Genomic DNA, 24,328 nt, shown 5'->3' with positions numbered 1-24,328 from the left:
GAGCACAGTTCCTTCATTGCTTGTCCATGCGCGCTTCGTAGTTGCGGGCCATCGTGCCCGCCGCAACTTGCAGCGAAGAACCAACCACCCAACAGCCGGCAACAAAGGCGATCAGGCCATTGGCGGGGTTTTGATCAAGGACAAGGATGCTGACGGACAGAGTTGCGGCAATCGCGGCGCCGAACGTTCCGGCCGCACTCATGATCTCAGCCGGCTCGAAACCGTTCCACTCTTCCGAGATGGTCGAGATCGACTTCCGTGCGACACTGCCGGACAGATCAATTCCGACATAATAGCTGAGAGCTCCGTAGAGCATCGTTATCAGCACGATCCAGCCGCTTTCAAACAGTCCGCCTTTCTCACGCAACAAGGTCGCCCCCACATAGAGGCCGCAAGAGGCCCCAACGGCTGCGAGCCCAATTCTTTCAAGAAGATGGGCCGACCTGATCAGACTGGAACGAGCGATCCGAAGATTGCCGGCGCCCCTTGTTAGGGAAAATGCGCTGGAAACTGCATTGCTTATCTTCATTGGGGTCTCCTTCTAAGGTAAGTAGCGGCCTGCCGGCCGCCCCCGAATAGAGGCTGCCTCGTGGGCCCGCTTTGCGATTCCCTTGATTCCAATTTCTGAAAAATCTGTGCTGAGTGATTGGGCTGGCTTGCTCGTGAGCAAGACGAGAGCCAATCCAAAGCTGCGAGCACGCGGCTGCGCAGGCATCGCATCTCACCCGTGCCTGCAGTTAGCTCCGGGTGCGGCAATTTCTTGCGGGATTGGTAGCTCGAGAAGAGAGTGAGGGAATATGAGATCGTTCACATTCCGCAGTTCCCTGTCGCTCGATCCGGTCACAATTTCCGGAGGACGAGTCTGCATCGTCGCATACCGGCGAGCGCGCGAGCGGGAGCTGAAAGGCGCGGTCAGTTAGCAAGCTGTCCGGCGTTTCGCCGACATCCAATCTATCTACACTTGCCTGCTTCTTGCACGTCAACTCATGAGTTCGGCCACGTCATCGGAAACGCACCGCATCGCCGCGTCTCAGGCCGACCACTCCTCGCCCCACGCCTGGACGACGTGACCGGGCGAGACCTCGCGATATTGCCGCACTGGCGGCTGGTAGTCCGGCGCGCGCACCGGGCTTTTGATCTCGTCGTTTGCGACCTCGCGCTTCGTGCCACGGCGCGCGGGGTCGGGCACCGGCACGGCCGCCATCAGCTTCCTGGTGTAGGGATGCTGCGGATTGCCGAACAATGCCGCGCGCGGGCCGATCTCGACGATCTCGCCGAGATACATCACCGCGACGCGATGGCTCATGCGCTCGACCACCGCGATGTCGTGGGAAATGAAGAGATAGGCAAGGCCCATGCTGGCCTGAAGATCGAGCATCAGATTGACGACCTGCGCTTTCACCGAGACGTCGAGCGCGGACACGGCCTCGTCGGCGACGATCAGCTTCGGCCCGAGCGTGAGCGCGCGCGCAATGCAGATGCGCTGGCGCTGGCCGCCCGAGAACTCGTGCGGAAAGCGCGCGGCCATGTCGGCGGTCAGGCCGACGCGCACGAGCAGGTCGGCGACCTTGTCGCGCGCCTGCGACGCCGAGGCGAGGCCGTTGGCCAGCAGCGGTGCTGCGATCGACGTCCCCACCGACATGCGCGGATTGAGGCTCGCGAACGGATCCTGGAACACGATCTGCATCTGCTTGCGACAGTCGCGCAAGGTGCGGCCGTTCATGCCGAGCACGTCCCGGCCGTCGAGCAGAACCGTCCCGCCGTCCGGCTCGACCAGCTTGAGGATGGAGCGGCCGGTCGTCGACTTGCCGCAGCCGGATTCGCCGACCAGCGCCAGCGTCTCGCCGGCGTGCAAGGTGAAGGAGACGTTCTCGACCGCGTGGACGCGGCCGGAGACCTTGCCGAACAATCCCGAGCGGATCGGAAAGCGCGTGGTGAGATTGGCGACTTCGAGCAGCGGGCGCTCGGCGATCGAGACCGTATCAGGCGTCTCCGTCGGCTCGTCCGAGGTGCCCGTCACCTTGTCGACGATCGGAAAGCGCATCGGCCGCGGACGCCCGTCCATGGAGCCGAGGCGCGGCACGGCGGCGAGCAGCGCGCGGGTGTAGGGATGGGCGGGCGCCGCGAAGATGCGCGAGGTCGCATCAAGCTCCACCGCCTGCCCGCCATACATCACCACGGTGCGGTCCGCGATCTCGGCGACCACGCCCATGTCGTGGGTGATGAAGAGGATCGACATCCCCTCTTCCTGCTGGAGCTCTTTCAACAGCTCCAGGATCTGGGCCTGGATGGTGACGTCGAGCGCAGTGGTCGGCTCGTCGGCGATCAGGAGCTTCGGCTTGCAGGCGAGCGCCATCGCGATCATCACGCGCTGGCGCATGCCGCCGGAGAAGCGATGCGGATGCTCGTGGAAGCGCGCTTTCGCGGCGGGGATGCGGACGCGGTCGAGCAGGCGGACGGTCTCGGCCTCGGCGGCCGCCCGCGACAGCCCGCGATGCTGGATCAGCGCTTCCGCGATCTGGAAGCCGATGGTGAGCACCGGGTTGAGGCTCGTCATCGGCTCCTGGAAGATCATGGCAACGTCGTTGCCGCGGATATCCTTCATGCTCGCTTCGGGCAGCGCGAGGAGATCGCGGCCGGTGAGCGTGACACGCCCCTCGATGCGGCCGCTCTCCTTCGGAATGAGCCGCATGATCGACAGCGCGGTGACGCTCTTGCCCGATCCGGACTCGCCGACGATCGCCACGGTTTCGCGCGGCGCGACGTCGAACGACACGTTGCGGACGACGGGGATCCATTGCCGCTCGCGCATGAAGGACGTGGTGAGGCCCGCGACCGACAGCACGGGCGCCTGTGCTTCGGCAATGACTTGGTCAGGTCTGCTTGCGCCGATGCTCATGCGAGTGTCCTAGTAGCCGCGTGCACGATCGACGAGCCCCGGCAGATCCTCGCCGCGGCGGTGACGTGCGATGACGTCGAGTACATAGTCGACGGCCGTATCAGGCGTGGTCATGCTGGCATTGTGCGGCGTCAGCAGGATACGCGGATGGCTCCAGAATGGATGGCCCGCCGGCAGCGGCTCGGGATCGGTGACGTCGAGGACAGCCCCCGAGAGCACGCCGCTGTCGAGAGCCGCGAGGACATCGGCCTCGACGAGATGCGGGCCACGCCCGACATTGACCAGGGAGGCGCCGCGCGGCAGGCGCGCGAACAGGTCCGCGTTCAGGATCCCGCGGGTCTCGTCGGTCAGAGGCAGCAGGCAGACCAGAATGTCGGCCTGCGCGAGGAATTCCGGCAACGTGTCCATGCCCGCATAGCAGGTGACGCCCTCGATCTCGCGCGGCGAGCGGTTCCAGCCGAGACGCGGAAAGTCGAACGCCTCGAGGCGTTCGAGCACGGCCTGGCCGAGCTGGCCGAGCCCCATCACGCCGACACGCCGCCGCTTCGCCGGCGTGATCCGGATCTCGCGCCAGACCTGTTGCTTCTGCTGGCTGATGAAGTGCAGGAGATCGCGATGCAGGGCGAGCACGGCCATGGTGACGTATTCCACCATGGTCTCGGCAATACCGGGCTCCAGCATGCGCACCAGCGGGATGTGCGCTGGAAGTTTGGTGGCGTCGAACTGGTCGACGCCGGCGCCGACCGAGAAGACCAGCTCGAGGTTTGGAAAGGTCGCCGCGATGTCGTCAGGCGGCACCCACGCCACGAGATAGCGCACCTCGGCGGGATCGCCGATGTCGGGCCAGAGCCGGAACGGCAGATGCGGCGCGCGCTCCGCGAAGAAGCGCGCCCACTCCGCACCGCGCACCATGTTGGCCTTGTAGAGAACCGTCATGCGGCCAAGGCCCTCAGAACGGGCTGACCGGCGCGAGCCGGCGGCCGTCGATCATGCGCTTGTGGCTGTAGGCCGCCGGATCGACCAGCGGCGTCGAGCCGGTCACGATGTCGGCGGCGAGCTTGCCGGCTGCGGGGCCGATGCCAAAACCGTGACCGGAGAAGCCGGTGGCGAGGAAGAAGCCCGGCAGCGCATCGACCGGCGAGATCACCGGGATCGTATCGGGCGTGCAGTCGATGGTGCCGCCCCAGGCTTCCGCGATCTCGATGTCCTTCAATTCGGGGTTGGACTTGATCAGCGACGCAAGCGCCGCATTGACCAGCGACATGTCGGGCGCGGGATCGCGCACGCGCTCGGTTTCGAACGGCGACGGCTTGTCGAAGCTCCAGCTGGTGCCGCGCGTGAGCTGGTCGAAGAACGACTTGCCGAACGACATCTTCAGCCCGTTGCGGCGATGCAGATAGGTCGGCCAGAAGGTGCGCGCGTAGCGGAACAGATCGGGCGACAGCTCGACCGTGCCGCGATTGCGCAGCGCCAGCGTGAACCCGCCGTCGAGCCGGCGGCGGATGCAGAAGAAGTCGGTGCCGAGCGCGCCCGAAATGATCTCCGGCCCCGGCGTGGTCCGGCAGGCGGTGGCGTTGACGAGACCGATCGGCAGCTCGATGCCGTGACGGCGGCAGAACAGCGACGACCAGGCGCCGCCCGACAGCAGCACGGATTGCGCGCGGATGGTGCCCTTCTCGGTGACGACGGCGCTGACCCGCCCGCCGGTCGTCTCCAGCCCGCGCGCGGCGCAGCCCTGATGGATGGTCACGCCGTGCTTTCGCGCGGCCGTGGCAAGCGCAGGCACCGCCATCGACGGCTCGGCGCGCCCGTCGCTCGGCGTGTGCAGGCCGCCGACCCATTTGTCGGCATTGCCAGGCAGCCGCTCGGCGACCTCGGCCGGCGTCAGGACGGTGGAGTGAACCTGCTGCTCGCGCGCGATCGCGGCCCAGCGCTCCCAGCCGGCGAGCTCGTCCTTGCTCTTGGTCAGGAACAGCACGCCGGTGCGGCGGAAGCCGGCATCGACGCCGGCGTCGTTCTGCATGTCCTCCCACAGCCGCAGCGCCTCACGCGCCAGTGGAATCTCCTCACGCGCGCGGCCCTGCTGGCGGCACCAGCCCCAATTGCGGCTCGACTGCTCGCCACCGACATGCCCCTTCTCGACGAGGGCAGCGGAAAGCCCCTTCTTCGCCAGATGATAGGCTGCGGACACACCGATCACGCCGCCACCGATGACGACGACGTCCACCTGCGCCGGCAGGCGTTCGTCGCTATTTATACGGTTGAGCGGCGGGGACATGGGGCACTCCTGGTATTCAGTTCGATCGAAGCTCGTCGGCTCGTCATGGGATGTTCATCCTGGGATCGAGCGCGTCGCGCAGACCGTCTCCGAGGAAGTTGAAGCTCGTCACCGCGAGCGTGATGGCAAGGCCCGGTGCAATCGCGAGCCACGGCGCGCTGGTGAGATAGATCTGCGCATTGTTGAGCATGTTGCCCCAGCTCGCGGCCGGCGGCTGGATGCCGTAGCCGAGATAGCTGACATAGGATTCGAGCAGGATCGCCTTGGCGACGTTCAGCGTCGCCGCGACCACGATCGGCGCGATCGCGTTGGGCACGAGCTCGCGGAACATGATCCGCAGGTTCGACGAGCCGAAGGCCAGCGCCGCCACCGCGAATTCGCGCTCGCGCAGCGAACGCACCTGGGCCTCGACGACACGGGCGACCGCCATCCAGGCGGTTGCCGCGATCAGCACGGTGGTGGTGACGAGGCCGGGCTCGGTGAGCGCGGCCAGTGCGAGCAGAAGGAAGATCGTCGGAAAGCACAGCACGGCGTCGACGAGCCGCATCAGGACCGCACCGACCACCCCGCCATAGAAGCCGGCGAAGGCGCCGACGGCGATGCCGACCGCCATCGCGATCACCATCGCGACGATGCCGATCGAGAGCGACACCCGTCCGCCCATCATCAGCCGCGCCAGCACGTCGCGGCCGAGCTCATCCGTGCCGAGGATATGCGCGCCCGACAGCGGCGGCGCGAACCGCTTCATGATGTCGATATAGGTGTCGTCGAACGGCAGGAGATATGGACCCAGTGCCGAACCGAGGACGAGGATCAGAATAATCACTGCGCCTGCGAGCGCGAGCCGGTGCCGGCGAAAGCGCCGCCAGGCGGCCTGGCCGGGCGCGAGCTGGTCGGTGGAGAGAACCGCGCTCGTCATCGCTAGCCCACCCGGATACGCGGATCGACGACCGCATAGAAGATGTCGGCGAGCAGCGAGCCGATCAGCACCATGGTCGCCGAGAACATCAGGATGCCCATCACCACGGGATAGTCGCGGTAGCCGATGGAATCGAGGAACAGACGCCCCATGCCGGGCCAGGTGAACACGGTCTCGGCGACCAGCGCGCCGCCGAGCAGCGTCGGAAACTGGAGGCCGGCCACCGTGATCATCGGCAGCAGCGCATTGCGAAGCGCGTGCACGGTCAGGATCCGCCATTCCGGCATGCCCTTGGCGCGCGCGGTGCGGATGTAATCCTGGTTGATGACCTCGAGCATCGAGGAGCGCATGAAGCGGCCCCACATCGCCGTCTCGACCAGCGCCAGCACCAGGGCCGGCGCGATCAGATGATGCAGCAGGTCGAGGAAGGAGCCGTCGCCGACGGTCTCGCGATTGCCGGCCGGGAGCCAGCCGAGCTTCACCGAGAAGATGTAGATGGTGACGAGGCCGAACCAGAAGGTCGGGATCGACAGCGCGATCATGGCGCCGACGGTTGCCAGCGTATCGAACAGCGAGTAGCGGCGCAGCGCGCCGAGCACGCCGATCCAGCAGCCGAGCAGCACCGCGATGATGGTCGCCGTCGCCATCAGCTCCAGGGTGGCGCCGAGATGCGAGGAGATCACGGACAGCACCGCCTCGCCGTCCCGATAAGACTTGCCCCAGTCGCCCCTAAGCATGCGGCCGAACCAGTCGAGATACTGGATCGGCAGCGGCCGGTCGAGGCCAAGCTGCCTGGTGACGCGATCGAGATCCTCCTGCGTCATCTGCCCGGAGACGGCAAACTGCGAGAGCGGACCGCCCGGCGCCAGATGCAGAATGGCAAAGCCGATCGCCGAAACGATCACAAGCAGCATGATCGCCTGCGCCAGGCGATTGGCGACGTAACGGGCCATCTCAGGCGATCCAGCGCGCCGGATTCATCAGGCCCAATACCATTCGCGCATGTTCCAGCTGTTGATCGACATGTTGATGTTGGGACGGAAGCCTTGCAGCCCCTCCTTCACGCCCTCGGCGATGAAGCTCTGGAACAGCGGCAGGATGGCGAGGTCGTTGCGGATGAGCTTTTGCAGCTCGCCGTAGGTCGCCTTGCGCTGCGCCAGATCGAATTGCTTGGCGCCTTGAGAAAGCAGCCGATCGGCCTCCGCGTTCTGGTATTGATAAGTGTTGTAGCCGCGGCCGCCCTTGGCGGGAATTGCACCGGAGCCGAAGCGCGGCGTCACGTCGGGGTCGCTGCCCAGCATGAAGTTCACGCCGACGATCACCGAATTGAACTTCGATTGCTGCCAGAAGTCGCCCCAGATCACGGCCGCCGGCATGTTGTTGACGCGCATCGTTGCGCCAATGGCCCGCCAGTCCTGGATCAGGAGCTGCTGGCACTGCTCGCGCACGGCACTGCCCGCTGTCGTCGAGTTGGTGAATTCGAGCTTGACGCCGCCCTTCTCGCGAATGCCGCTGGAGCCGCGGACCCAGCCCGCAGCGTCGAGCAGCGCATTGGCCTTGGCGGGATCGTATTTGTGCTGCGGCAACCCTTGCTGAAACGACCAGGCCTGCTGCGGCACGAAGCTCTCGGTCTGCGTCGGCAGGCCGTAATAGAGCGCATCGATGATCGCCTGCTTGTTGATGCCGAGATAGAGCGCCTCGCGCACGGCGCGGTCGGCAAAGGGACCGAATTCCAGGTTGGGCGCGATATGCTCCACCGAGGAGGTCGAGGAGACGAAGATCTTGCGGCCCTTCAGGGTCTTCGTCTCCTGCACGAAGTTCGGCAGGATGCCCGCGAGGCCCGTATAGTCGACCTGGCCGGTGCGGAACTGCGTGTAGAGCACGGTGAGGTCGGGAATGTATTTGAAGACCACGCGTTCGACGTACGGCCCCTTGCCGTGATAGCCGGTGTGGGCATTCAACTGGATATGATCGCCGGGCACGCGCTCGCCCCAGCGGAACGGGCCGGTGCCGACCGGCGCATTGTGGAACGGCGAAGCGTTCGGATCGGACACCTTCTCCAGGATGTGCTTGGGCACGATGAAGGTGAACGATCCCAGGATCGACATGTAGGGCGAATAGGGCGCTTCCATCCGCCAATGGATCTCGTCAGGCGCCACGACGGTGATGTCCTTGACGAGGCTATGGCCGACACGGCTGCGCGCGCGGAAACCGGGATTGTTGATCAACTCGATGGAGAATTTGACGTCCTCCGCCGTGAACGGCGTGCCGTCGTGCCACTTCACGTCGCTGCGGAGCTTGATCTTCCAGGTCAGACCGTCGGCCGACAGGCCGCCATTCGCGATGGTCGGAACTTCGCGGGCGAGGTCGGGAACGAAATTCCCGTCGGGATCGATGTACCAGAGCGGCGAAAACACCTGCCACCAGATGCCCTGATCGACCTCGATGCCGGGCATCAGCGGATGGAAGACGGTCGGCTCCTGCGACAGCGCCGCGATCACCTGTCCGCGCGGCTTGTCCGGCGGACTGGTCGGGCGCTCGCTCTGCGCGAAGGCGTTGCCTGCAAGGCTCCATCCCGCCGCGGCGCCGGCCCCGAGCTGGAAGAATTGACGGCGATTCGGAATGCCCAGATGCACTGCCCCAACGCCGAACTTGCCGGTGTCGCTTGCCATGACCCACTCTCCGTTGTCGCACGCGGCACCGTCTCCCGCGCCCCGAGACCCCGGCAAAGGGACAGGAGTGGGCTTTAGTGCTTCTAAATTTTTCAATCAAAAGTTCATCATGACTAAATACAGCTGTCAATCACATTGCTAGGATGCGCGACCTTTTCACTCCGACTGAAGCCTCGGACCGATGCGGTCCAAGGCTGAGATGATGCATGGGAGAGCGACATGGATGGTCGCGGCGATACCAACGGTCCGAAGGACACTCCAACGATCGAGGCCGAAGATGCGGTCGACCAGCGCCTCGGCGAAACCGTACGGCTGCTGCGCCAGCGCGCCGGCCTCTCGATCCAGGACGTCGCCAACAAGACCGGCCTCTCCAACGGCATGATCAGCCAGCTCGAACGCGCGCGCGCCATGCCGTCGATCCGCACGCTGCGCCTGCTCAGCATCGCGCTCGACGTCCCGATCTCCTATTTCTTCGAGACCACCGATCCCGGCGACGTGCAGCGCTACATCGTGCGCAAGAACAGCCGTCGCCTGCTGCGCCTCACCGCCAGCGGCGTCGTCAAGGAAGCCCTCACCCCCGATGGCAAGGGCCAGCTCGAACTCTACGAGCTCACGCTCAATCCCGGCGCCTCGTCCGGCACCGACTTCCTCCAGCACACCGGCGAGAAGGCGGGCTACATCCTGTCCGGCAGCCTGCGGCTGTGGCTCGACAACCAGGCCCATGTGCTCGAGGCCGGCGACAGTTTTCGTTTCCCGAGCATCGTGCCGCACATGTTCGACAACCCGACCCAGCAGGTGGCGCGCGTGATCTGGGTGACCACGCTGCGCCAGACCGATTCGCCTTCGGGTTGACGCGCGAGGCAGGCCGGGCCTCGCTTCGGGGACCGCCGGCCGCCCACGCCACCGGAAATTGCCCCTCGACGGAAACGCACGGAGTCTGTAGCTCACATGAAGCCGGCCCCCTCGACAGGGCGGGGCCGGGACGGTCCGCGGCTGGCGTCTTTGGTGTGAGCCATGAAACTCAGGGGGCTTGTGACATTTGCGATGGCCGCCCAGGTCGTCGTGACCGCCGCACTCCTTCTCGCCTCCTATGCCGTGTCCGGCTCCGCCGGCCCGCGGGGGTTCGGCATGGCCCAGCTCATCGCCCTGATGGCGAGCGGTGTCGTTGCGGTGCTGCTCGCGCATCTCTGCGCGCGCGCGATCGAGACGTCGCAGGCCGAGCGGGCCGCCGCGCAGCTGGCCGATCGGGCGAAGGCCATCGCCGAGAGCGCACAGATGACGCAAGCCGTCGTCAAGACCGCGCTCGACGCCTTCATTCAGACCGATGAACGCGGCATCGTCCTGGAGTGGAGCTTTCAGGCCGAAGCCCTGACCGGCTGGTCGCGACAGGAAGCCATCGGCGCCGACGTCGTCGACCTCCTCGTCGCCGAGCCGCTCCGCGCCGGCTTCAGGCAGCGCATGATGCGGCTGTTGCCGGAACTGTCGGATACGCCGATCGGAATCCGCTTCGAAGTGAGCCTGCTGCACAGGAACGGCGATGCGATCCTGATCGAGGCGTCGAGCACGGCACTCCTGCTCGGCGGGCGCACCATCATCAACAATTTCGTCAAGGACATCACCCAGAAGCGCGCCGCCGAGGAGCAGCTGATCCAGGCCCAGAAGATGGAGGCGGTCGGCCAGCTCACCGGCGGCATCGCGCACGAATTCAACAACATGCTCACCGTGATCACCGGCACGATCGAGATCCTTGCCGACGCCGTGAAGGACAATCCACCGCTTGCGACCATCACCAAGCTGATCAGCGAAGCCGCCGATCGCGGCGCTGCGCTGACCTCGAGCCTGCTGTCCTTTGCAAGGAAGCAGGCGCTCCAGCCGACGGAGATCGACGTCAACGAGCTGCTCGAAGAGCTCGCGAAGCTGCTGCTGGCGACGTTCGACAAGAAGATCGAGATCACGACGAAGCTCGATGGCAAGGTCTGGCTCGCGTTCGCCGACCGCGGCCAGTTGAGCTCGGCGCTGCTCAATCTTGCCATCAACGCCCGTGACGCGATGCTGGACGGCGGCAGGCTGACGCTGACGACGCGCAACGTGGTGTTCGGCGTGCGCGAGGCCGTGGCGGTCGGCGCCGGCTATGCCGGCGACTATGTCGAGATCGAGATCGCCGACACCGGCACGGGCATGCGGCAGGCCGTCCTGGAGCGGATCTTCGATCCCTTCTTCTCCACCAAGGAGGTCGGCAAGGGCACGGGGCTCGGGCTCAGCATGGTGTTCGGCTTCGCCAAGCAGTCCGGCGGCGGCATCAAGGTCGCGTCCCAAGAAGGAAGCGGCACGGTTTTCACGATCTACCTGCCGAAGGCGGAGGCGAGCACGCTTCGCCCGGCCGGCTTTGACGATCGCAAGGTCGTGGGCGGGCGGGAAACCATCCTTTGCGTCGAGGACGACCACGACGTCCGACACTACGTCACGGTCCAGCTCGAGGGCCTCGGCTACAAGGTCATCCCTGCCGCGAATGCGACCGAAGCCCTCGCCATTGCGGCCGAAGGCACGCCGTTCGATCTGCTCTTCACCGACATCGTGATGGCCGGCGGCATGAACGGACGGGAGCTCGCCGAGCAGATGGTCGCCGCGCGGCCGTCCTTGCGGGTCCTGTTCACCTCCGGCTACGCCTACGATTCCCTGCATGCGCAGGGCCGCGCCACGATGGGCGCGCCGCTTCTGAGAAAGCCCTATCGCAAGGCCGAGCTCGCGCGCATGCTGCGCCGCTCTCTCGACACCGCCATCGATGCCGTGGGCGACCCGATCCCGACGCCCTACTCGGTGCAGGCCGATGTCGAGGGTTTTCTGCGCAGGCAGGCGGCTGAAGACAACGGCACGACGCGGTCGCGAAAGTAGGTCTCTCACCGAGAGCGGGATGAGTCTCGGTTGAATCCACGGGCGCCCCAGAACTCGGATCACCTCTCCCGTAGGGAGAGGTCGGATCGGCATCGTAAGATGCGATCCGGGTGAGGGGTTCAGGTCTCACTGAGTGCCGCGGCCCCTCACCCGGATTGCTGCGCAATCCGACCTCTCCCCGTCGGGGAGAGGTGAACCACGGACACCTGCCCAAGCCTCACCACGCTTCAGCTCATCCTTCGCCGCAGCGTTGCCGATGGCGTCTCGCCAAATTTTTCACGGTAGGCGCCGGCCATGCGGCCCAGATGCGTGAAGCCGAGATCGAAGGCGATCGCGGTGATGGAGGCATCGGGCGCGGCTTGCGCGAGCCGGGCGTGCAGGCCAGCGAGGCGCATGTCGAGGAGCATCTCCGAGATCGACACGCCGAAATGACGGCGGAAGCCGAGCTGGAGCGCGCGGATGCCGATCCCGGCGGCACCGGCGAGCTGCGCAAGGTCGAGCGGCTCGCCGGCATTGTCCGCAAGACGGTCGCGCGCTACGCGGAGCGCACGCGGCAGACGCTCGGCTTGCCCCGAGAACGTCCTGATCGCATCCGACAGGCCATGACGCTGGCCATTGAGGAGGTGATCGAGCAGCGCCTCCCGCCAGTCGGCCGTCGCGACAGGTGAAAGCCTGCCGGAGGGACCAAGACGTTCGGCGAGCGTCATCAGCCCGGCAAGGCTGGTCCGCAAGGCCTGCCCGGACGGCGCGTCCAGGTCGATCACGGGATCGAACTCGACCGTGCCTGCCACCCTCCCCGACAAAGCCGCGGCGCGCTGCTCGACCACGCGGCGGTCAAGCAACAGGATCACCTGGGCACAGTCGCTCCACATCATCCGGGTCGGGATCGTCGGCGACAGCAGCGACGCCGTCCGGTCCGGCACGGCATCGAATTCGCCGGCGCCGGCCCGAATGCGGGCGGTGCCCGTGAGCGGGACCTGCACGAGGAAGAAGCGCTCGAGGCAGCCGGGATCGATGCTGACCGATCCGCCATAGGCAACATAGTTGATGGAAAAGCCGTCGAATGCCGCGCAATTGTGCCGGGCGGAGAAGCCGGCCGCCCGCGCCTGTGCCGGCTTGAGATCATGCGGACAGAAGATGCGTCCGATCTGCTCGGCCGCCTCGTCGACATCATCAGTGGCGACGCGGGCGAAGTCCGCAAGCCGTTCTGCTGCGGACGCACTTGCGCTCATTTCCAGCACGGCTGCGGACATCGTCGACCACGCTTCGCCTCACGGAATTGCTTTAAGCCTATAATAGTTCCCCGGACGCGGAAAGGGCCGCTTCGCAAAATCGTCGTGCTGCATGGCAAAAGCTCCATCCGGATTCGTTTAGCGGATAGACAGGCAGCCGGTCGCTGGCCGAAGCTCCATCCTCGCCGGAATCCATGAGGAGCGAGCCATGACTGCACTCGAAAAGGGCATAACCGCTGTCGGCACTGGCTATGGCGGCAAGAGCTGGAACATCCTTGGCCAGGTCTATTTCCCCAAGGCCGTCACCGACTCCACCTTCGCGTTCGAGACCAACAGCGATCCCGGCCAGTTTGTGCCGGTGCACATCCATCCGACCCAGGACGAGTTCATCCTGGTGCAGGAAGGCACGCTTGATCTCAAGCTCGACGGCCAATGGGTCAAGGCCCATGCCGGCGACCTCGTGCGCATGCCGCGCGGCATTCCGCACGGCTATTTCAACAAATCCGACAAGCCGTGCCGCGCGCTGTTCTGGGTCTCGCCGATGCAGAAGCTGGAGGCGCTGTTCAACCAGCTCCACAATCTGACCGACCCAGCCGAAGTCGTGCGCATCTCGGCGCTGCACGAGGTCGACTTCCTGCCGCCCGAGGCCAACGACTAAAGCGCGATCGTCGCGCTTTAGTTGTTGTTTGAGCATGGTCTTTTCGGAAAACCGCTTCACACTTTTCCGGATCATGCTCGAGGCGGCCGCCTCACCGTTCACTTTCATCTGCTTGCAGGTCCGCCGGCCGCGCATCGCGGCCGAGCGTGGCCGCTTGCGCGCGAAACACCCTGATTGCGAGCAATCCCATGGTCAGTCCCAAGCATGTTTGCGTGATCGGCGCCGGAGTCTCCGGTCTTGCCGCCGCAAAGGCATTCTCCACCCGCGGCCACCGCGTCACCATTCTCGAGCGCAGCCCCGATCTCGGCGGCGTCTGGGAGCCGGCGCGTTCCTATCCTGACGTGCAGACCCAGAGCCCGAAGGATCTCTACCGCTACACCGATCGCGCCATGCCGGACGCCTATCCGGAATGGCCGACCGGGCCGCAGGTCCATGCCTATCTCGCCGATTACGCCAGGAGCTTCGGCCTCGACGGCATGCTGCGCCTCGACACCGAGGTCGCCGGCATGGCGCGCCGCGCCGACGGGAAGCCGGGCTGGACGCTCGCGCTGACGAACAAGGACGGCACGACGACGAACGAGGATTTCGATTTCGTCGCGGTCTGCACCGGGCAGTTCAACGAACCGCGCGAGCTGCATTGCCCGGGCGAGGACGGCTTCCTGGCGCAGGGCGGCCAGATCCTGCATTCGTCGAAATACAGCGATCCCGCGCTGGCGAAAGGACGCCGCGTCGTCGTGCTCGGCGGCTCGAAATCGGCGACCGACATCGCGGTGAACGCGGTGAAGTCAGGTGCACGCGAGGTCACCATCGTGATGCGTGAGCCGGTCTGGCGCATCCCTTATTTCATCGGCGGCCTCGTGAACTTCAAGCGCATCCTCTACATCCGCGCGCAGGAGGAGATGTTTCCGGGCTGGGGCATGAGCGCGATGGCGCGGCTCGCACACCGCATCGCAGCGCCGCTGGTCTGGGCGAACTGGCGCGGGCTGGAGAGCCTATTGAAGGCCCAGCTCAAGCTTGGCCGGTGCAAGATGGTGCCGAAAGAGCGGATCGAGGACGGCGTCAACTGCTCGGTGCCGATCGCAACGCCGGGCTTCTATCCGATGGTCGCGGACGGCCGCATCAAGGCGGTGTTCGGCACGTTCGATCATTACGAAGGCGACAGCATCGTGATGAGCGGCGGCGAGCGCATCAGTGCCGACGTCGCGGTGCTCGCGATCGGCTACAAGCTCGGCGTGCCGTTCCTGCCTGCAGCCTATCAACAGAAACTGGTCGACGCCGACGGGCAGTACCGGCTCTATCGGCTGATCGCCAACCCCGATCTGCCGGAGCTCGGTTTCGTCGGCTTCAACTCCTCGTTCTGCACCGTGCTCTGCGCCGACCTCGCCGCCAACTGGCTGGTGCGCTACGCCGACGGCCAGCTCGCCAACCAGCCGACGGCGCAACAGATGCGCGACAACATCGAGATGATGCTGCACTTCAAGCGCGTCGAGCGGCCGGCCGCCGGCGTCTATGGCGGCTTGTGCGTCGCGCCCTATCACTACCGCCATTTCGACGAGCTCATGGCCGATATCGGCGCCAAGAACCAGAGGCGCGGCGGGCTCGCCGGACACTTCCAGCCGCCGGATGCGGATGCCTATGCGAAGTTCCTGGCGACGGCGCCGGATTACCGGGCCACAGCGTAGGGTCGGACAACCCGGGCTGAGCGGGATTTGCAACTCGCCAGTCCGCGCGTTTGATGTTTACGATCCCCATGACCGACGAATCTCCGGCACATGGGAACCCGTCATGGGACTACGATGTCACGCCGCCGCAGCCATGGCGGTGCTTGGGCTGATCCTCACGACGTTTGCGGTCAGCCAGGCACAAACGCTTAACGCAAAGCAATCGGAGGCGCTTGCGACCTACGATCGCGCGCTCGGCGATTTCAAATCCATCCTGGCCGAGCGGCGCCGACAGATCGAGGCGAAGGAGCCGCTGCCGAATTTGCCGGGACAGGCGCTCTATCTGGCACGCGTCGCTGTCATCAGCAGCTACAAGGATCTCACCGACGCCATGCCGTCGCGGATCGGCAAGCCCAACAAGTTCGAGATTCCGCCGGCCTATTTCGATGCCGCGATCGAGCCGCTGGTCGACGAATACGCTGGGCTGTTCGAGATCATGGAGGCGCCGCCCGCCGGCGCGCAGAACTCGCCGACGCCGTTCAAGGACGTCGTCGATCTCGCGGTCGCGATTGCGCGCGCGAAGGGTCTTGCACCTGAACACGCCGAAGCTGCGGGCCGCATCAGCCTCGGGCTGTTCTTTGCGGAGACGAACGGCAAGCAGAACGTCCGCAACGGGCGCTCGAACACCTATATGGGCAGCTTTCAGACCGGCCCCTCCGAAGACCGCAACGGCCGCAGGAAATGGGAGGCGATCAAGGGAGAGATCGCGGCGGCCGATCCCGAATTGAACGCGCGCGACGACAGGGAAGAGGCGCGCGCCCGCGGCACCGATCACCGCTTCAACCACTGGACCAACGTGCGCGACGGCCTGATGAACGCGCATGCGGATGTCTTCCGGGAAATCCCGGGAATCGTGAAAACGCTGCCCGACCCGATCGACCAGATGAAGCTGTTCGAGCTGATCCAGATCGTCCCCACCCCGACGCGGTCCGCGCTCAAATCGGGCGATCTCCTGAACTACCGGGTGTCCAGCCCGACGATCATGAGGCACCTGCGCAACAACAGCATCTTCGCCTTTGGACAGGCCGACAGGTCGCGCAGCTCGGCAAGCTTCCGCGAGATCCTCGCTGCGATGTGGCTGTTCAACCGCAAGTTCGAGCGCGCGATGGCGAAATATGCGGAGATCAGGGCGCACTGAGCGACCGGTTGCAACCTGCCCTGCGCCGCCTGCCCTATTCGGTGCGGATCGGCGAGTCCTTCAGGCCGTTGTTGTCATAGGCCTTGCGCAAGGTGCCGTTCGTCGTGGCTTCCGTCATGAACTTCGTCACGAACGCCAATGCCTGGCTGTGGCCGAGCGGCACGGCGACGGCCGTCACCGTCTTCTTGAACGTCTCGTCCAGCACTTTTGCACCGGGAATCTTCTGCGCCATCTTGTTGAGCTGGTCCCGCGACAGCGCGAAGGCATCGATCTCGCCGCTCTTCAGGAGGCCGAAGATCTCGTCATAGGTCTGATAGCCCGTGACCTCGGCGTTCTTCAGATGCGCGATCGCGCCACGCATGGTGGTGGTGGCGTTGACGGCCGCGACCTTGATGCCGGGCTGGTCGAGCGAGGCGAAATTGGTCACGCTCGAACCAGGTTTGACGATGTAGGTGGCGTCCGCGACCTCGTAGATCGGGCCGAACATCATCCTGCTCTCGCGCTCGGGGTCCTTTGGCAGCCAGGTGACATCCCAGGTGCCTTTGCCCGCCGCGTCGGTGATCTGCCCGGAATTCTGGTGCACGACATATTCGACGGGAACGCCGAGCCGGGCCGCCATCTCCTTGCCGAGGTCCACCGGCACGCCGGCATAGCCGGCCTCCGTCTTGGTCGACCAGAACGCGCCGCCCGCCGGGCTGATTGCGATCGCGACCCGCAGCTTGCCGGTCGGTGCGATCTCGTCCTTCAGGCCATCGGCTAGCGCAGGCATGGCAACCGCCGCTGCAAGGAGGAGGCCGGCAAGGGCCGATTGAAGCGACGTGGGCATGTCATGTTCTCCTCACCTTTTCTTCTTGGCTTCTTCTCTTCGTCCCAGCCGCCTTGCTTCCGTCACACGGCCATTGACGCAATTCTGATCGATCGTGTGCACCGTGAAAAGCGGTTTGTCATGACAAACCTGTCAAAGGCCACACCGCCGTTTGCAGTGCAAGGCCGGTGACTGCCATGGCTATGGTGTTCCACGGCCGGATATTTGTTGGTAGCCTGCCGCACCGACAGACAGCAATCGGGGGCCACCGAATGACGCGCGCGAATCCCGCATCTCTCGCCCATCGCAACGAAGCGTGGAGACATGTCGGACGGGCGCTAGCCGCCGCGAGCGCCGTGATCGCGCTCGCCGGCTGCGAGGACAAGAACGCCTACGTGGCACCGCCGCCGCCCAAGGTGGACGTCGCAACACCGGTGCAGCGCCCGGTGACGCGCTATATCGAAGCCACCGGCAACACCGCCCCGATCAAGAGCGTCGACCTGGTTGCGCGCGTGCAGGGTTTTCTGCAATCGATCGACTATCAGGACGGGACTTTCGTCAAACAAGGGACCCAGCTCTTCACGATCGAGCCGGAGACCTACAAGCTCAAGGTCGAGCAGGCGAAGGCCGCGGAGGTCGGCGCGCAAGCCACGGTCAAGCAGGCCGAAGCCGATTTCAAGCGGCAGGTCGAGCTCGTGCAGCGCCAGGCGGTCTCGCAGTCCACCCTCGACACCTCGACATCGACCCGCGACAACGCTCAGGCCAATCTCCAGCAGGCCCAGGTCAATACGAGGCTCGCCGAGGTCAATTACGGCTACACCAAGGTGAGCGCGCCGTTCGACGGCATCGTCAGCGCCCACATGGTCTCGATCGGCGAGCTCGTCGGCGTCTCCTCCCCGACCCAGCTCGCCACCATCGTCGCGATGGACCCGATCTGGGTGAACTTCACCGTCAACGAGCAGGACGTCCTTCGCATTCGCGCCGAAGCGGCCCGCCGCGGGCTGACCGTCAACGACCTCAAACAGTTGCCGATCCAGGTCGGCCTCCAGACCGAAACCGGCTATCCGCACGAAGGTAAGCTCGACTACGTCTCGCCGACCCTCAATCAATCGACGGGCACGCTGGCGGTCCGCGGCCTCGTCCCCAACGACAAGCGGGTGCTGCTGCCCGGCTATTTCGTCCGCGTCCGCGTACCTTTCGACCAGGAGAAGGACGCGCTCCTCGTTCCCGACACCGCGCTCGGCAGCGACCAGGGCGGCCGCTATCTGCTGGTGGTCAACGGCGACAACGTCGTCGAGCAGCGCAAGGTGCAGATCGGCCCCGTCGACAACGGCCTGCGCGTGATCGAGGGCGGGTTGAAGCCGGAGGACCGCGTCGTGATCGCTGGGCTGCTCCGGGTGATCCCGGGCCAGAAGATCGACCCGCAGGTGACGAAGATCGGACAGCCGCAGGCGTCTGCCAAGTAGGAGCTGCCTGCCATGATCTCCAAATTCTTCATCGAGCGGCCGGTCCTCTCGAACGTCATCGCACTGCTGATGATCCTGATCGGCGGCGTCGCGCTGTTCAACCTCGCGATCGCGCAATATCCCGACGTGGTGCCGCCGACCGTGCAGGTGACCACGCGCTATCCCGGCGCCAGCGCCAAGACGGTGATCGACACCGTGGCGCTGCCGATCGAGCAACAGGTCAACGGCGTCGAGGACATGCTCTACATGCAGTCCTACAGCGGCTCCGACGGCACCTATACGCTGACCGTGACCTTCAAGATCGGCACCGACCTCAACTTCGCGCAGGTGCTGGTGCAGAACCGCGTCTCCAGCGCGCTGTCGCAATTGCCGCAGTCGGTGCAGAACCAGGGCGTCACCGTGCAGAAGCGATCGACCTCGATTCTGCTGTTCGTGACGCTGACCTCGCCGGACTCCCGGTATGACAGCCTGTATCTGAGCAACTACGCCACCATCAACATCCGCGACGAGCTCTCGCGCCTGCCTGGCGTCGGCAACGTCACAGTGTTCGGCGCCGGCCAGTATTCGATGCGGGTCTGGCTCGATCCCAACAAGCTGCAAGTCCGTGGCCTCGTGCCGCAGGACGTCATCAACGCAATCCAGCAGCAGAGCCAGCAGGTCTCGGCCGGCCAGGTCGGCGCGCCGCCGACGCCGCCGGGCCAGGCGTTCCAGTACACGCTCAACGTCAACGGACGGCTCGTCGACACCAGCCAGTTCGAGAACATCATCGTCAAGTCAGGCACCAGCGGCGACGTCACGCGGGTGCGCGACGTCGGCTGGGTCGAACTCGGCGCGCAGACCTACAGCCAGATCTTCTCGCTCAACAAGCAGCCCGCCGTCGGCATCGGCGTGTTCCAGTCGCCCGGCGCCAACGCGCTCCAGGTCGAGCAGGCCGTCGAGAAGAAGATGGCGGAGCTCGCCAAGCGTTTCCCGGAAGGCATCAAATACGACACGCCGTTCGACACCACCAAATTCGTCGAGGCCTCCGTCCACGAGGTCTACATGACGCTGATCGAGGCCGGCCTGCTGGTGCTGGTCGTGATCCTTGTTTTCTTGCAGGACTGGCGCGCGATGCTGGTGCCGGCAACGACCGTGCCGGTCACCATCATCGGCGCCTTCGCCGCGATGGCGGCGCTCGGCTTCACCATCAACATGTCGACGCTGTTCGCGATCGTGCTGGCGATCGGCATCGTCGTCGACGACGCCATCGTGGTGGTGGAAGGCGCCGCGCACAATATCGAGCAAGGCATGAACGGCCACGACGCCGCGATCAAGGCGATGGACCAGCTGTTCGCGCCGATCGTCGGCATCACGCTGGTGCTGATCTCGGTGTTCTTGCCGGCCTCGTTCCTCGCGGGCCTCACGGGCCGCATCTATTCGCAATTCGCGCTGGTGATCGCGGCGACCGCGCTGCTCTCCGCCATCAACGCGGCGACCTTGAAGCCGACGCAATGCGCGCTGTGGCTGCGGCCGGCGGTACCGCCGGAGCAGCGCAACTTCTTCTATCGCGGCTTCAACAGCGTCTATAACCGGGTCGAGCGCGGCTACACACGGCTGATCACCTTCCTGGTCAGGCACGCCACGGTGTCGGTCGCGGTGGCGCTGGTGCTGATCGGAATCGGCGGCTACGGCCTGTCGCGGGTGCCGACCGGCTTCCTGCCGATCGAGGACCAGGGCTATCTGATCGCCGCCATCCAACTGCCCGACGGTGCCTCGCTGGAACGGACCCAGAAGGTGCTCGACCGGGCCAGCGAGATCATCAAGGAGACGCCTGGAGTCCAGCAGGTCATCACCATTGCCGGCATCTCCGCGCTTGACAGCAGCGCAAGCCTTGCCAATGCCGGCGTCGCCTACATCATCCTGAAGGACTGGGAGGCGCGCAAAGGCCCCGGCGAGGATCTGCGCTCGCTGGTCTACGGGCTGAACGACAAGCTCGCTGTCATCATGGAGGCGCGCACCATCGTGCTGCCGCCGCCGCCGATCCAGGGCATCGGCAACGCCGCCGGCTTCTCGATGCAGGTCGAGCTGCGTGACGGCAACAGCGATTTCGCCAAGCTGCAGGCCATCACCGGTGCAATGGTCTCCAATGGCCAGAGCCAGAGCGCGCTGCAGCGCGTCCAGTCCTCGTTCCGCTCGTCGGTGCCGCAATTCAACGTCGAGATCGACCGCGTCAAGACCCAGACCTTGCACGTCACCACCGATCAGGTGTTCTCGGCACTGTCGACCTATCTCGGCTCGTCCTATGTCAACCAGTTCAACAAGTTCGGCCGCGTGTTCCAGGTCTACACGCAAGCCGATCCGGCCTTCCGCGTCACCGAGCGCGACATCGCCAACATGCAGGTGCGCAACTCCAACGGCGACATGATCCCGATCGGCACGGTCGCCACGATCACACCGGCCACCGGCCCGTCGCTGATCAGCCTCTACAACCTCTATCCATCCTCGACAATCATCGGCCTGCCGGCGCAGGGCTACTCCTCCGGCCAGTCGCTGAAGCTGATGGAAGAGATCGCGGACAAGACGCTGCCGCAGGGCACCGGATACGAATGGACCGCGATGTCCTATCAGGAGAAGGCGGTCTCGAACCAGATCTACTGGGTGTTCGGGCTTGCCATGCTGCTGGTCTATCTCGTGCTCGCCGGTCAGTATGAGAGCTGGTACGCGCCGATCTCGGTGATCCTGGCGGTGCCGCTGTCGCTGCTCGGGCCGATGCTGATCCTCAGCGGCCTCAAGATCGACAACAACCTCTATTGCCAGATCGGCCTGATCCTCTTGATCGCGCTGTCGGCCAAGAACGCCATCCTGATCGTGGAGGTCGGGCTCGAGCTGCACGGCCGCGACGGCAAGCCTGTGCTGGAATCCGCCATCGAGGCAGCCCGCGCCCGCTTCCGCCCGATCCTGATGACCTCGTTCGCCTTCATCCTCGGCGTGGTGCCGCTGGTGCTCGCGACCGGCGCCGGCGCCAGCGCCCGCAAGTCGATCGGCATCACCGTGTTCTCCGGCATGCTGGCCTCGACCTGCCTCGCGGTGCTGTTCGTGCCCGCCTTCTTCGTGGTGGTGCAGCGGTTCGAGAACTGGCGGGCGTCGAAGAAGGCGCCGAAGGTGCAGCCGGCCGTGGAGGTGAAGCCTTAGGCCTTCTCCACCGGCGCCTGTCGCGACTCGCCGCTCGACACCAGCAGCACCGAGACCTTCGACTGCCTGAGCACGGCATCGGCGACACCGCCGAAGGAGAGATGGTCGGCCTGGATACGGTCCACGCCCATGACCACGAGATCGACATCGGTGGTGTCGATCTCGCGCAGGATCGCGGCCTCCGGCGCCCGGTTCACCCGCAGCGTCGTGGTGATGTCGACGTCGTAGCGGGCGGCGAGATCGCTGGTTTCCTTCAGGATGCCTGCCTCCTGGCTGAGGCCCCGGGACGTGCCGCGCTGGGTTCCCTTGTCCCTCGTCGTCGCCACATAGATCACGCGGAGCGAGCCTGACGCGGCCTGCGCCAGCGCGACCGCGACCTCGGCGCCGCGCTTGGAGACGCCGCTGCCGGAGACCGGCACGAGAATGTTGAACATGTCGGGCACCGGCTGCTTCAGGTGCTTGCCCTTGGCCGCCACGATCACAAGCGGCCCTTCGAATCCCGCGGCGACCTCCTCGATCTTCCAGTCGAAGCGATCCTTGGTCGCTGCGACCCTGTCGACGCCGACGACCAGGAGATCAAAACCCTTCCGTGCCTCATCGGCAATGGCGTCCCTGAGCTCCGCCCGCCTCGCCCGGGTGATGACGTCGACGCTGCCGGCATCCGGATCGCCGCTTGCGGACACGGCTTCGGCCGCCTTCTTCACCACGGCTTCGTGGCTTTCCTCGTGGTGCCGGCCCTCCTCCTGCTCCTTCGCCCGCTTGCCCACATGCAGCACCGTCATCGGCAAGCCGCGCATGCCGGCGATCAGGCCGGCGATGTGCGCGGCAAAGGTGGCGTTGACGCTCTCGTCCACCGCCAGCAAGGGGCGTTCGAGATTGGCGATGAAACCGCGCTTGTCGAACTCCTCGCGCTCCAGCCGCTCCTTCTCCTCCTTGTTCATCGGCAGCCTTGCCAGTGCCGCGCGCAGCATCGGCGGCATCGCCATCGTCGTCACGATCGCCATGGTCACGATCATGGTGAACAGGTTCTGGCTGAGCACGCCGATCGAGAGGCCGATGGTGGCGATGATGACCTCGGTCGAGCCGCGCGCGTTCATGCCGCTCGCCAGCGCCAGCGACTCCCGATAGTTCAGACCGCCGACGGTGCCGCCGACGAAAGCGCCGCCGAACTTGCCGATGCTGGCGATGACGACGATGAGGCCGGTGAGCATCAGGAGATTGGGATCGCGCAGCACCGAGAGATCGGCGCTGAGACCCGCCAGACCGAAGAACACCGGCATGAAGAAGCTCGAGATCAGGCCGCGCAGGCGCTCGTCGATCTGCCGCGTCAGGATCGGGGACTCGCCGACCAGAATGCCGGCGACGAAGGCACCCAACACGGTGTGGACGCCGATCAGATGCGTGATCAGCGCCATCGCGCACATCAGCAGCAGAATGACGGTAACGACCGCCGCCGCGCTGACCATGTTGTCGTTGGCCCAGCGGATGAGCTGGAACACCAGCTTGCGGCCGATGGTGAAGCTGACGGCGAGGAAGGCGAGCGTGCCCAGCACGGCCTTCGCCACCGAGGCGATATCCAGCGTGCCGTGCGAGGCCAGGCTGAAGATGACGGCGATGATGATCCAGCCGATGGTGTCGTCGATGACGGCGGTCGCGACGATGATCTGGCCGACATTGCGGCGCATGAAGTTCATCTCGCGCACGACCACCGCGACGATCTTCACCGAGGAGATCGACAGCGCCGTGCCCATGAACAGCGAGGCCACAAGACGCGCTTGCGGATCGGGCAGCAGCGCATCAGGCAGAAACTCGCCGAGCGCGAAGCCGCAGGCAAAGGGCACGAGGATGCCGGCGATCGAAATGGCAATCGCGGCCTTGCCGACCTTCCTGACCAGCTTGAGGTCGGTCTCCATGCCCGTGAGTAGCAACAGCAGCAGGATGCCGAACTGGGCGATGCCGTCGATCATCGCCTTCTGCTCGGGCGTCTTGGGAAAGATCGCGTGCTGCGCCTCCGGCCAGATCCAGCCGAGCAGTGACGGCCCCAGGATGATGCCGGCGAGCAATTCGCCGATCACCGAGGGCTGGCCGATCCGCTGCATGATCTCGCCGAGGCCGCGGCCGACCGCGATCAGCAGCACGATCTGCACGACCAGCAGGAATTCGGACGGGCCGGCCGGTTTGCCGCCCTCGGCACCGGCCGCAATGGTCGTGAGGACAAGCGCCGCGGGGACGAGGCCGACCGGTCGGAGCAGGCGCCACTGCATGCAGATGTTTTTTCCCCTTCATCCGCGCCGGCAAAGGCGCCGGCGGCGATGGGAGTAGAACCCGCAGGAGGCGAAGGCAGTTCCCTGCCGTCGCGGCGAGCTCCGGGGGGAGGCTCCAACAAAAAAAACGCGAAAACAACCCCATGCACAGTAGAACGGCATTGACGGCGTTGAGTTTTTTCGGGTGCTCCGACGTTTGACTCGTCGGGCAAG

General features: G+C 65.4%; 17 protein-coding genes. 7 read left to right on the top strand and 10 right to left on the bottom strand.

What is annotated here, in order from left to right:
- Window positions 1–13: 13 nt before the first annotated feature.
- The 7 genes from XI09_RS40465 to XI09_RS40435 all read right to left on the bottom strand — a co-directional run bounded on the left by XI09_RS40465 (window position 14) and on the right by XI09_RS40435 (window position 8,768).
- Window positions 14–529 carry a hypothetical protein gene (locus XI09_RS40465; protein ID WP_271571889.1) on the bottom strand — a complete coding sequence of 172 codons (516 nt, stop codon included), beginning with the start codon at window positions 527–529 and terminating at the stop codon, window positions 14–16.
- A gap of 501 nt (window positions 530–1,030) precedes the next feature.
- Window positions 1,031–2,899, bottom strand: a complete 1,869-nt coding sequence (locus XI09_RS40460) for an ABC transporter ATP-binding protein (RefSeq protein WP_271571888.1) — start codon at window positions 2,897–2,899, stop codon at window positions 1,031–1,033.
- Between the two features lie 9 nt (window positions 2,900–2,908).
- Window positions 2,909–3,835 (bottom strand): 2-hydroxyacid dehydrogenase, encoded by a 927-nt coding sequence (locus XI09_RS40455; RefSeq protein WP_271571887.1) that lies wholly within the window; start codon window positions 3,833–3,835, stop codon window positions 2,909–2,911.
- Between the two features lie 13 nt (window positions 3,836–3,848).
- Window positions 3,849–5,177, bottom strand: a complete 1,329-nt coding sequence (locus tag XI09_RS40450) for an NAD(P)/FAD-dependent oxidoreductase (RefSeq protein WP_271571886.1) — start codon at window positions 5,175–5,177, stop codon at window positions 3,849–3,851.
- Between the two features lie 43 nt (window positions 5,178–5,220).
- On the bottom strand, window positions 5,221–6,096 hold the full coding sequence (locus tag XI09_RS40445) for an ABC transporter permease (RefSeq protein WP_135175619.1): 876 nt from the start codon (window positions 6,094–6,096) through the stop codon (window positions 5,221–5,223).
- A gap of 2 nt (window positions 6,097–6,098) precedes the next feature.
- A complete protein-coding gene (locus XI09_RS40440; RefSeq protein ID WP_271571885.1) occupies window positions 6,099–7,049 on the bottom strand; it encodes an ABC transporter permease in 951 nt (316 codons plus the stop codon).
- A gap of 27 nt (window positions 7,050–7,076) precedes the next feature.
- The gene (locus XI09_RS40435) at window positions 7,077–8,768 is read right to left on the bottom strand and encodes a peptide ABC transporter substrate-binding protein (protein WP_271571884.1); all 1,692 of its coding nucleotides are present in this window, start codon (window positions 8,766–8,768) and stop codon (window positions 7,077–7,079) included.
- 219 nt (window positions 8,769–8,987) lie between these two features.
- On the opposite strand from XI09_RS40435, the gene XI09_RS40430 reads away from it, so the two are divergent.
- Both XI09_RS40430 and XI09_RS40425 read left to right on the top strand, forming a co-directional pair.
- On the top strand, window positions 8,988–9,620 hold the full coding sequence (locus XI09_RS40430) for a cupin domain-containing protein (protein ID WP_271571883.1): 633 nt from the start codon (window positions 8,988–8,990) through the stop codon (window positions 9,618–9,620).
- 162 nt (window positions 9,621–9,782) lie between these two features.
- Complete coding sequence (locus XI09_RS40425) at window positions 9,783–11,660, top strand: ATP-binding protein (RefSeq protein WP_271571882.1); 1,878 nt, start codon at window positions 9,783–9,785, stop codon at window positions 11,658–11,660.
- Window positions 11,661–11,887: 227 nt separating this feature from the next.
- On the opposite strand, the gene XI09_RS40420 is transcribed toward XI09_RS40425, so the two are convergent.
- Window positions 11,888–12,913, bottom strand: a complete 1,026-nt coding sequence (locus XI09_RS40420) for an AraC family transcriptional regulator (protein WP_271571881.1) — start codon at window positions 12,911–12,913, stop codon at window positions 11,888–11,890.
- Between the two features lie 187 nt (window positions 12,914–13,100).
- On the opposite strand from XI09_RS40420, the gene XI09_RS40415 reads away from it, so the two are divergent.
- From XI09_RS40415 to XI09_RS40405, 3 genes are all read left to right on the top strand, one after another.
- Complete coding sequence (locus XI09_RS40415) at window positions 13,101–13,550, top strand: cupin domain-containing protein (protein WP_092184980.1); 450 nt, start codon at window positions 13,101–13,103, stop codon at window positions 13,548–13,550.
- Window positions 13,551–13,738: 188 nt separating this feature from the next.
- Window positions 13,739–15,232 carry a flavin-containing monooxygenase gene (locus tag XI09_RS40410; protein WP_271571880.1) on the top strand — a complete coding sequence of 498 codons (1,494 nt, stop codon included), beginning with the start codon at window positions 13,739–13,741 and terminating at the stop codon, window positions 15,230–15,232.
- Window positions 15,233–15,335: 103 nt separating this feature from the next.
- On the top strand, window positions 15,336–16,409 hold the full coding sequence (locus XI09_RS40405; protein WP_271571879.1) for a hypothetical protein: 1,074 nt from the start codon (window positions 15,336–15,338) through the stop codon (window positions 16,407–16,409).
- A 34-nt stretch (window positions 16,410–16,443) separates the two neighbouring features.
- Here the strand turns inward: XI09_RS40405 and XI09_RS40400 are convergent, their stop codons facing one another.
- The gene (locus XI09_RS40400; protein ID WP_271571878.1) at window positions 16,444–17,235 is read right to left on the bottom strand and encodes an ABC transporter substrate-binding protein; all 792 of its coding nucleotides are present in this window, start codon (window positions 17,233–17,235) and stop codon (window positions 16,444–16,446) included.
- 251 nt (window positions 17,236–17,486) lie between these two features.
- Here XI09_RS40400 and XI09_RS40395 point away from each other — a divergent pair, with 251 nt between their 5' ends.
- On the top strand, window positions 17,487–18,680 hold the full coding sequence (locus XI09_RS40395; protein WP_271571877.1) for an efflux RND transporter periplasmic adaptor subunit: 1,194 nt from the start codon (window positions 17,487–17,489) through the stop codon (window positions 18,678–18,680).
- Window positions 18,681–18,692: 12 nt separating this feature from the next.
- On the top strand, window positions 18,693–21,851 hold the full coding sequence (locus XI09_RS40390; RefSeq protein WP_271571876.1) for an efflux RND transporter permease subunit: 3,159 nt from the start codon (window positions 18,693–18,695) through the stop codon (window positions 21,849–21,851).
- On the opposite strand, the gene XI09_RS40385 is transcribed toward XI09_RS40390, so the two are convergent.
- Window positions 21,848–24,115, bottom strand: a complete 2,268-nt coding sequence (locus tag XI09_RS40385) for a cation:proton antiporter domain-containing protein (protein WP_271571875.1) — start codon at window positions 24,113–24,115, stop codon at window positions 21,848–21,850. The two genes, XI09_RS40390 and XI09_RS40385, sit on opposite strands and share 4 nt — an antisense overlap.
- Window positions 24,116–24,328 lie beyond the last annotated feature (213 nt).

It is taken from the genome of Bradyrhizobium sp. CCBAU 11386, assembly GCF_028128955.1.
Lineage (GTDB): Bacteria > Pseudomonadota > Alphaproteobacteria > Rhizobiales > Xanthobacteraceae > Bradyrhizobium.
Note: the sequence above shows the minus strand (reverse complement) of the source record. Positions and strands in the feature narration are given on the sequence as shown.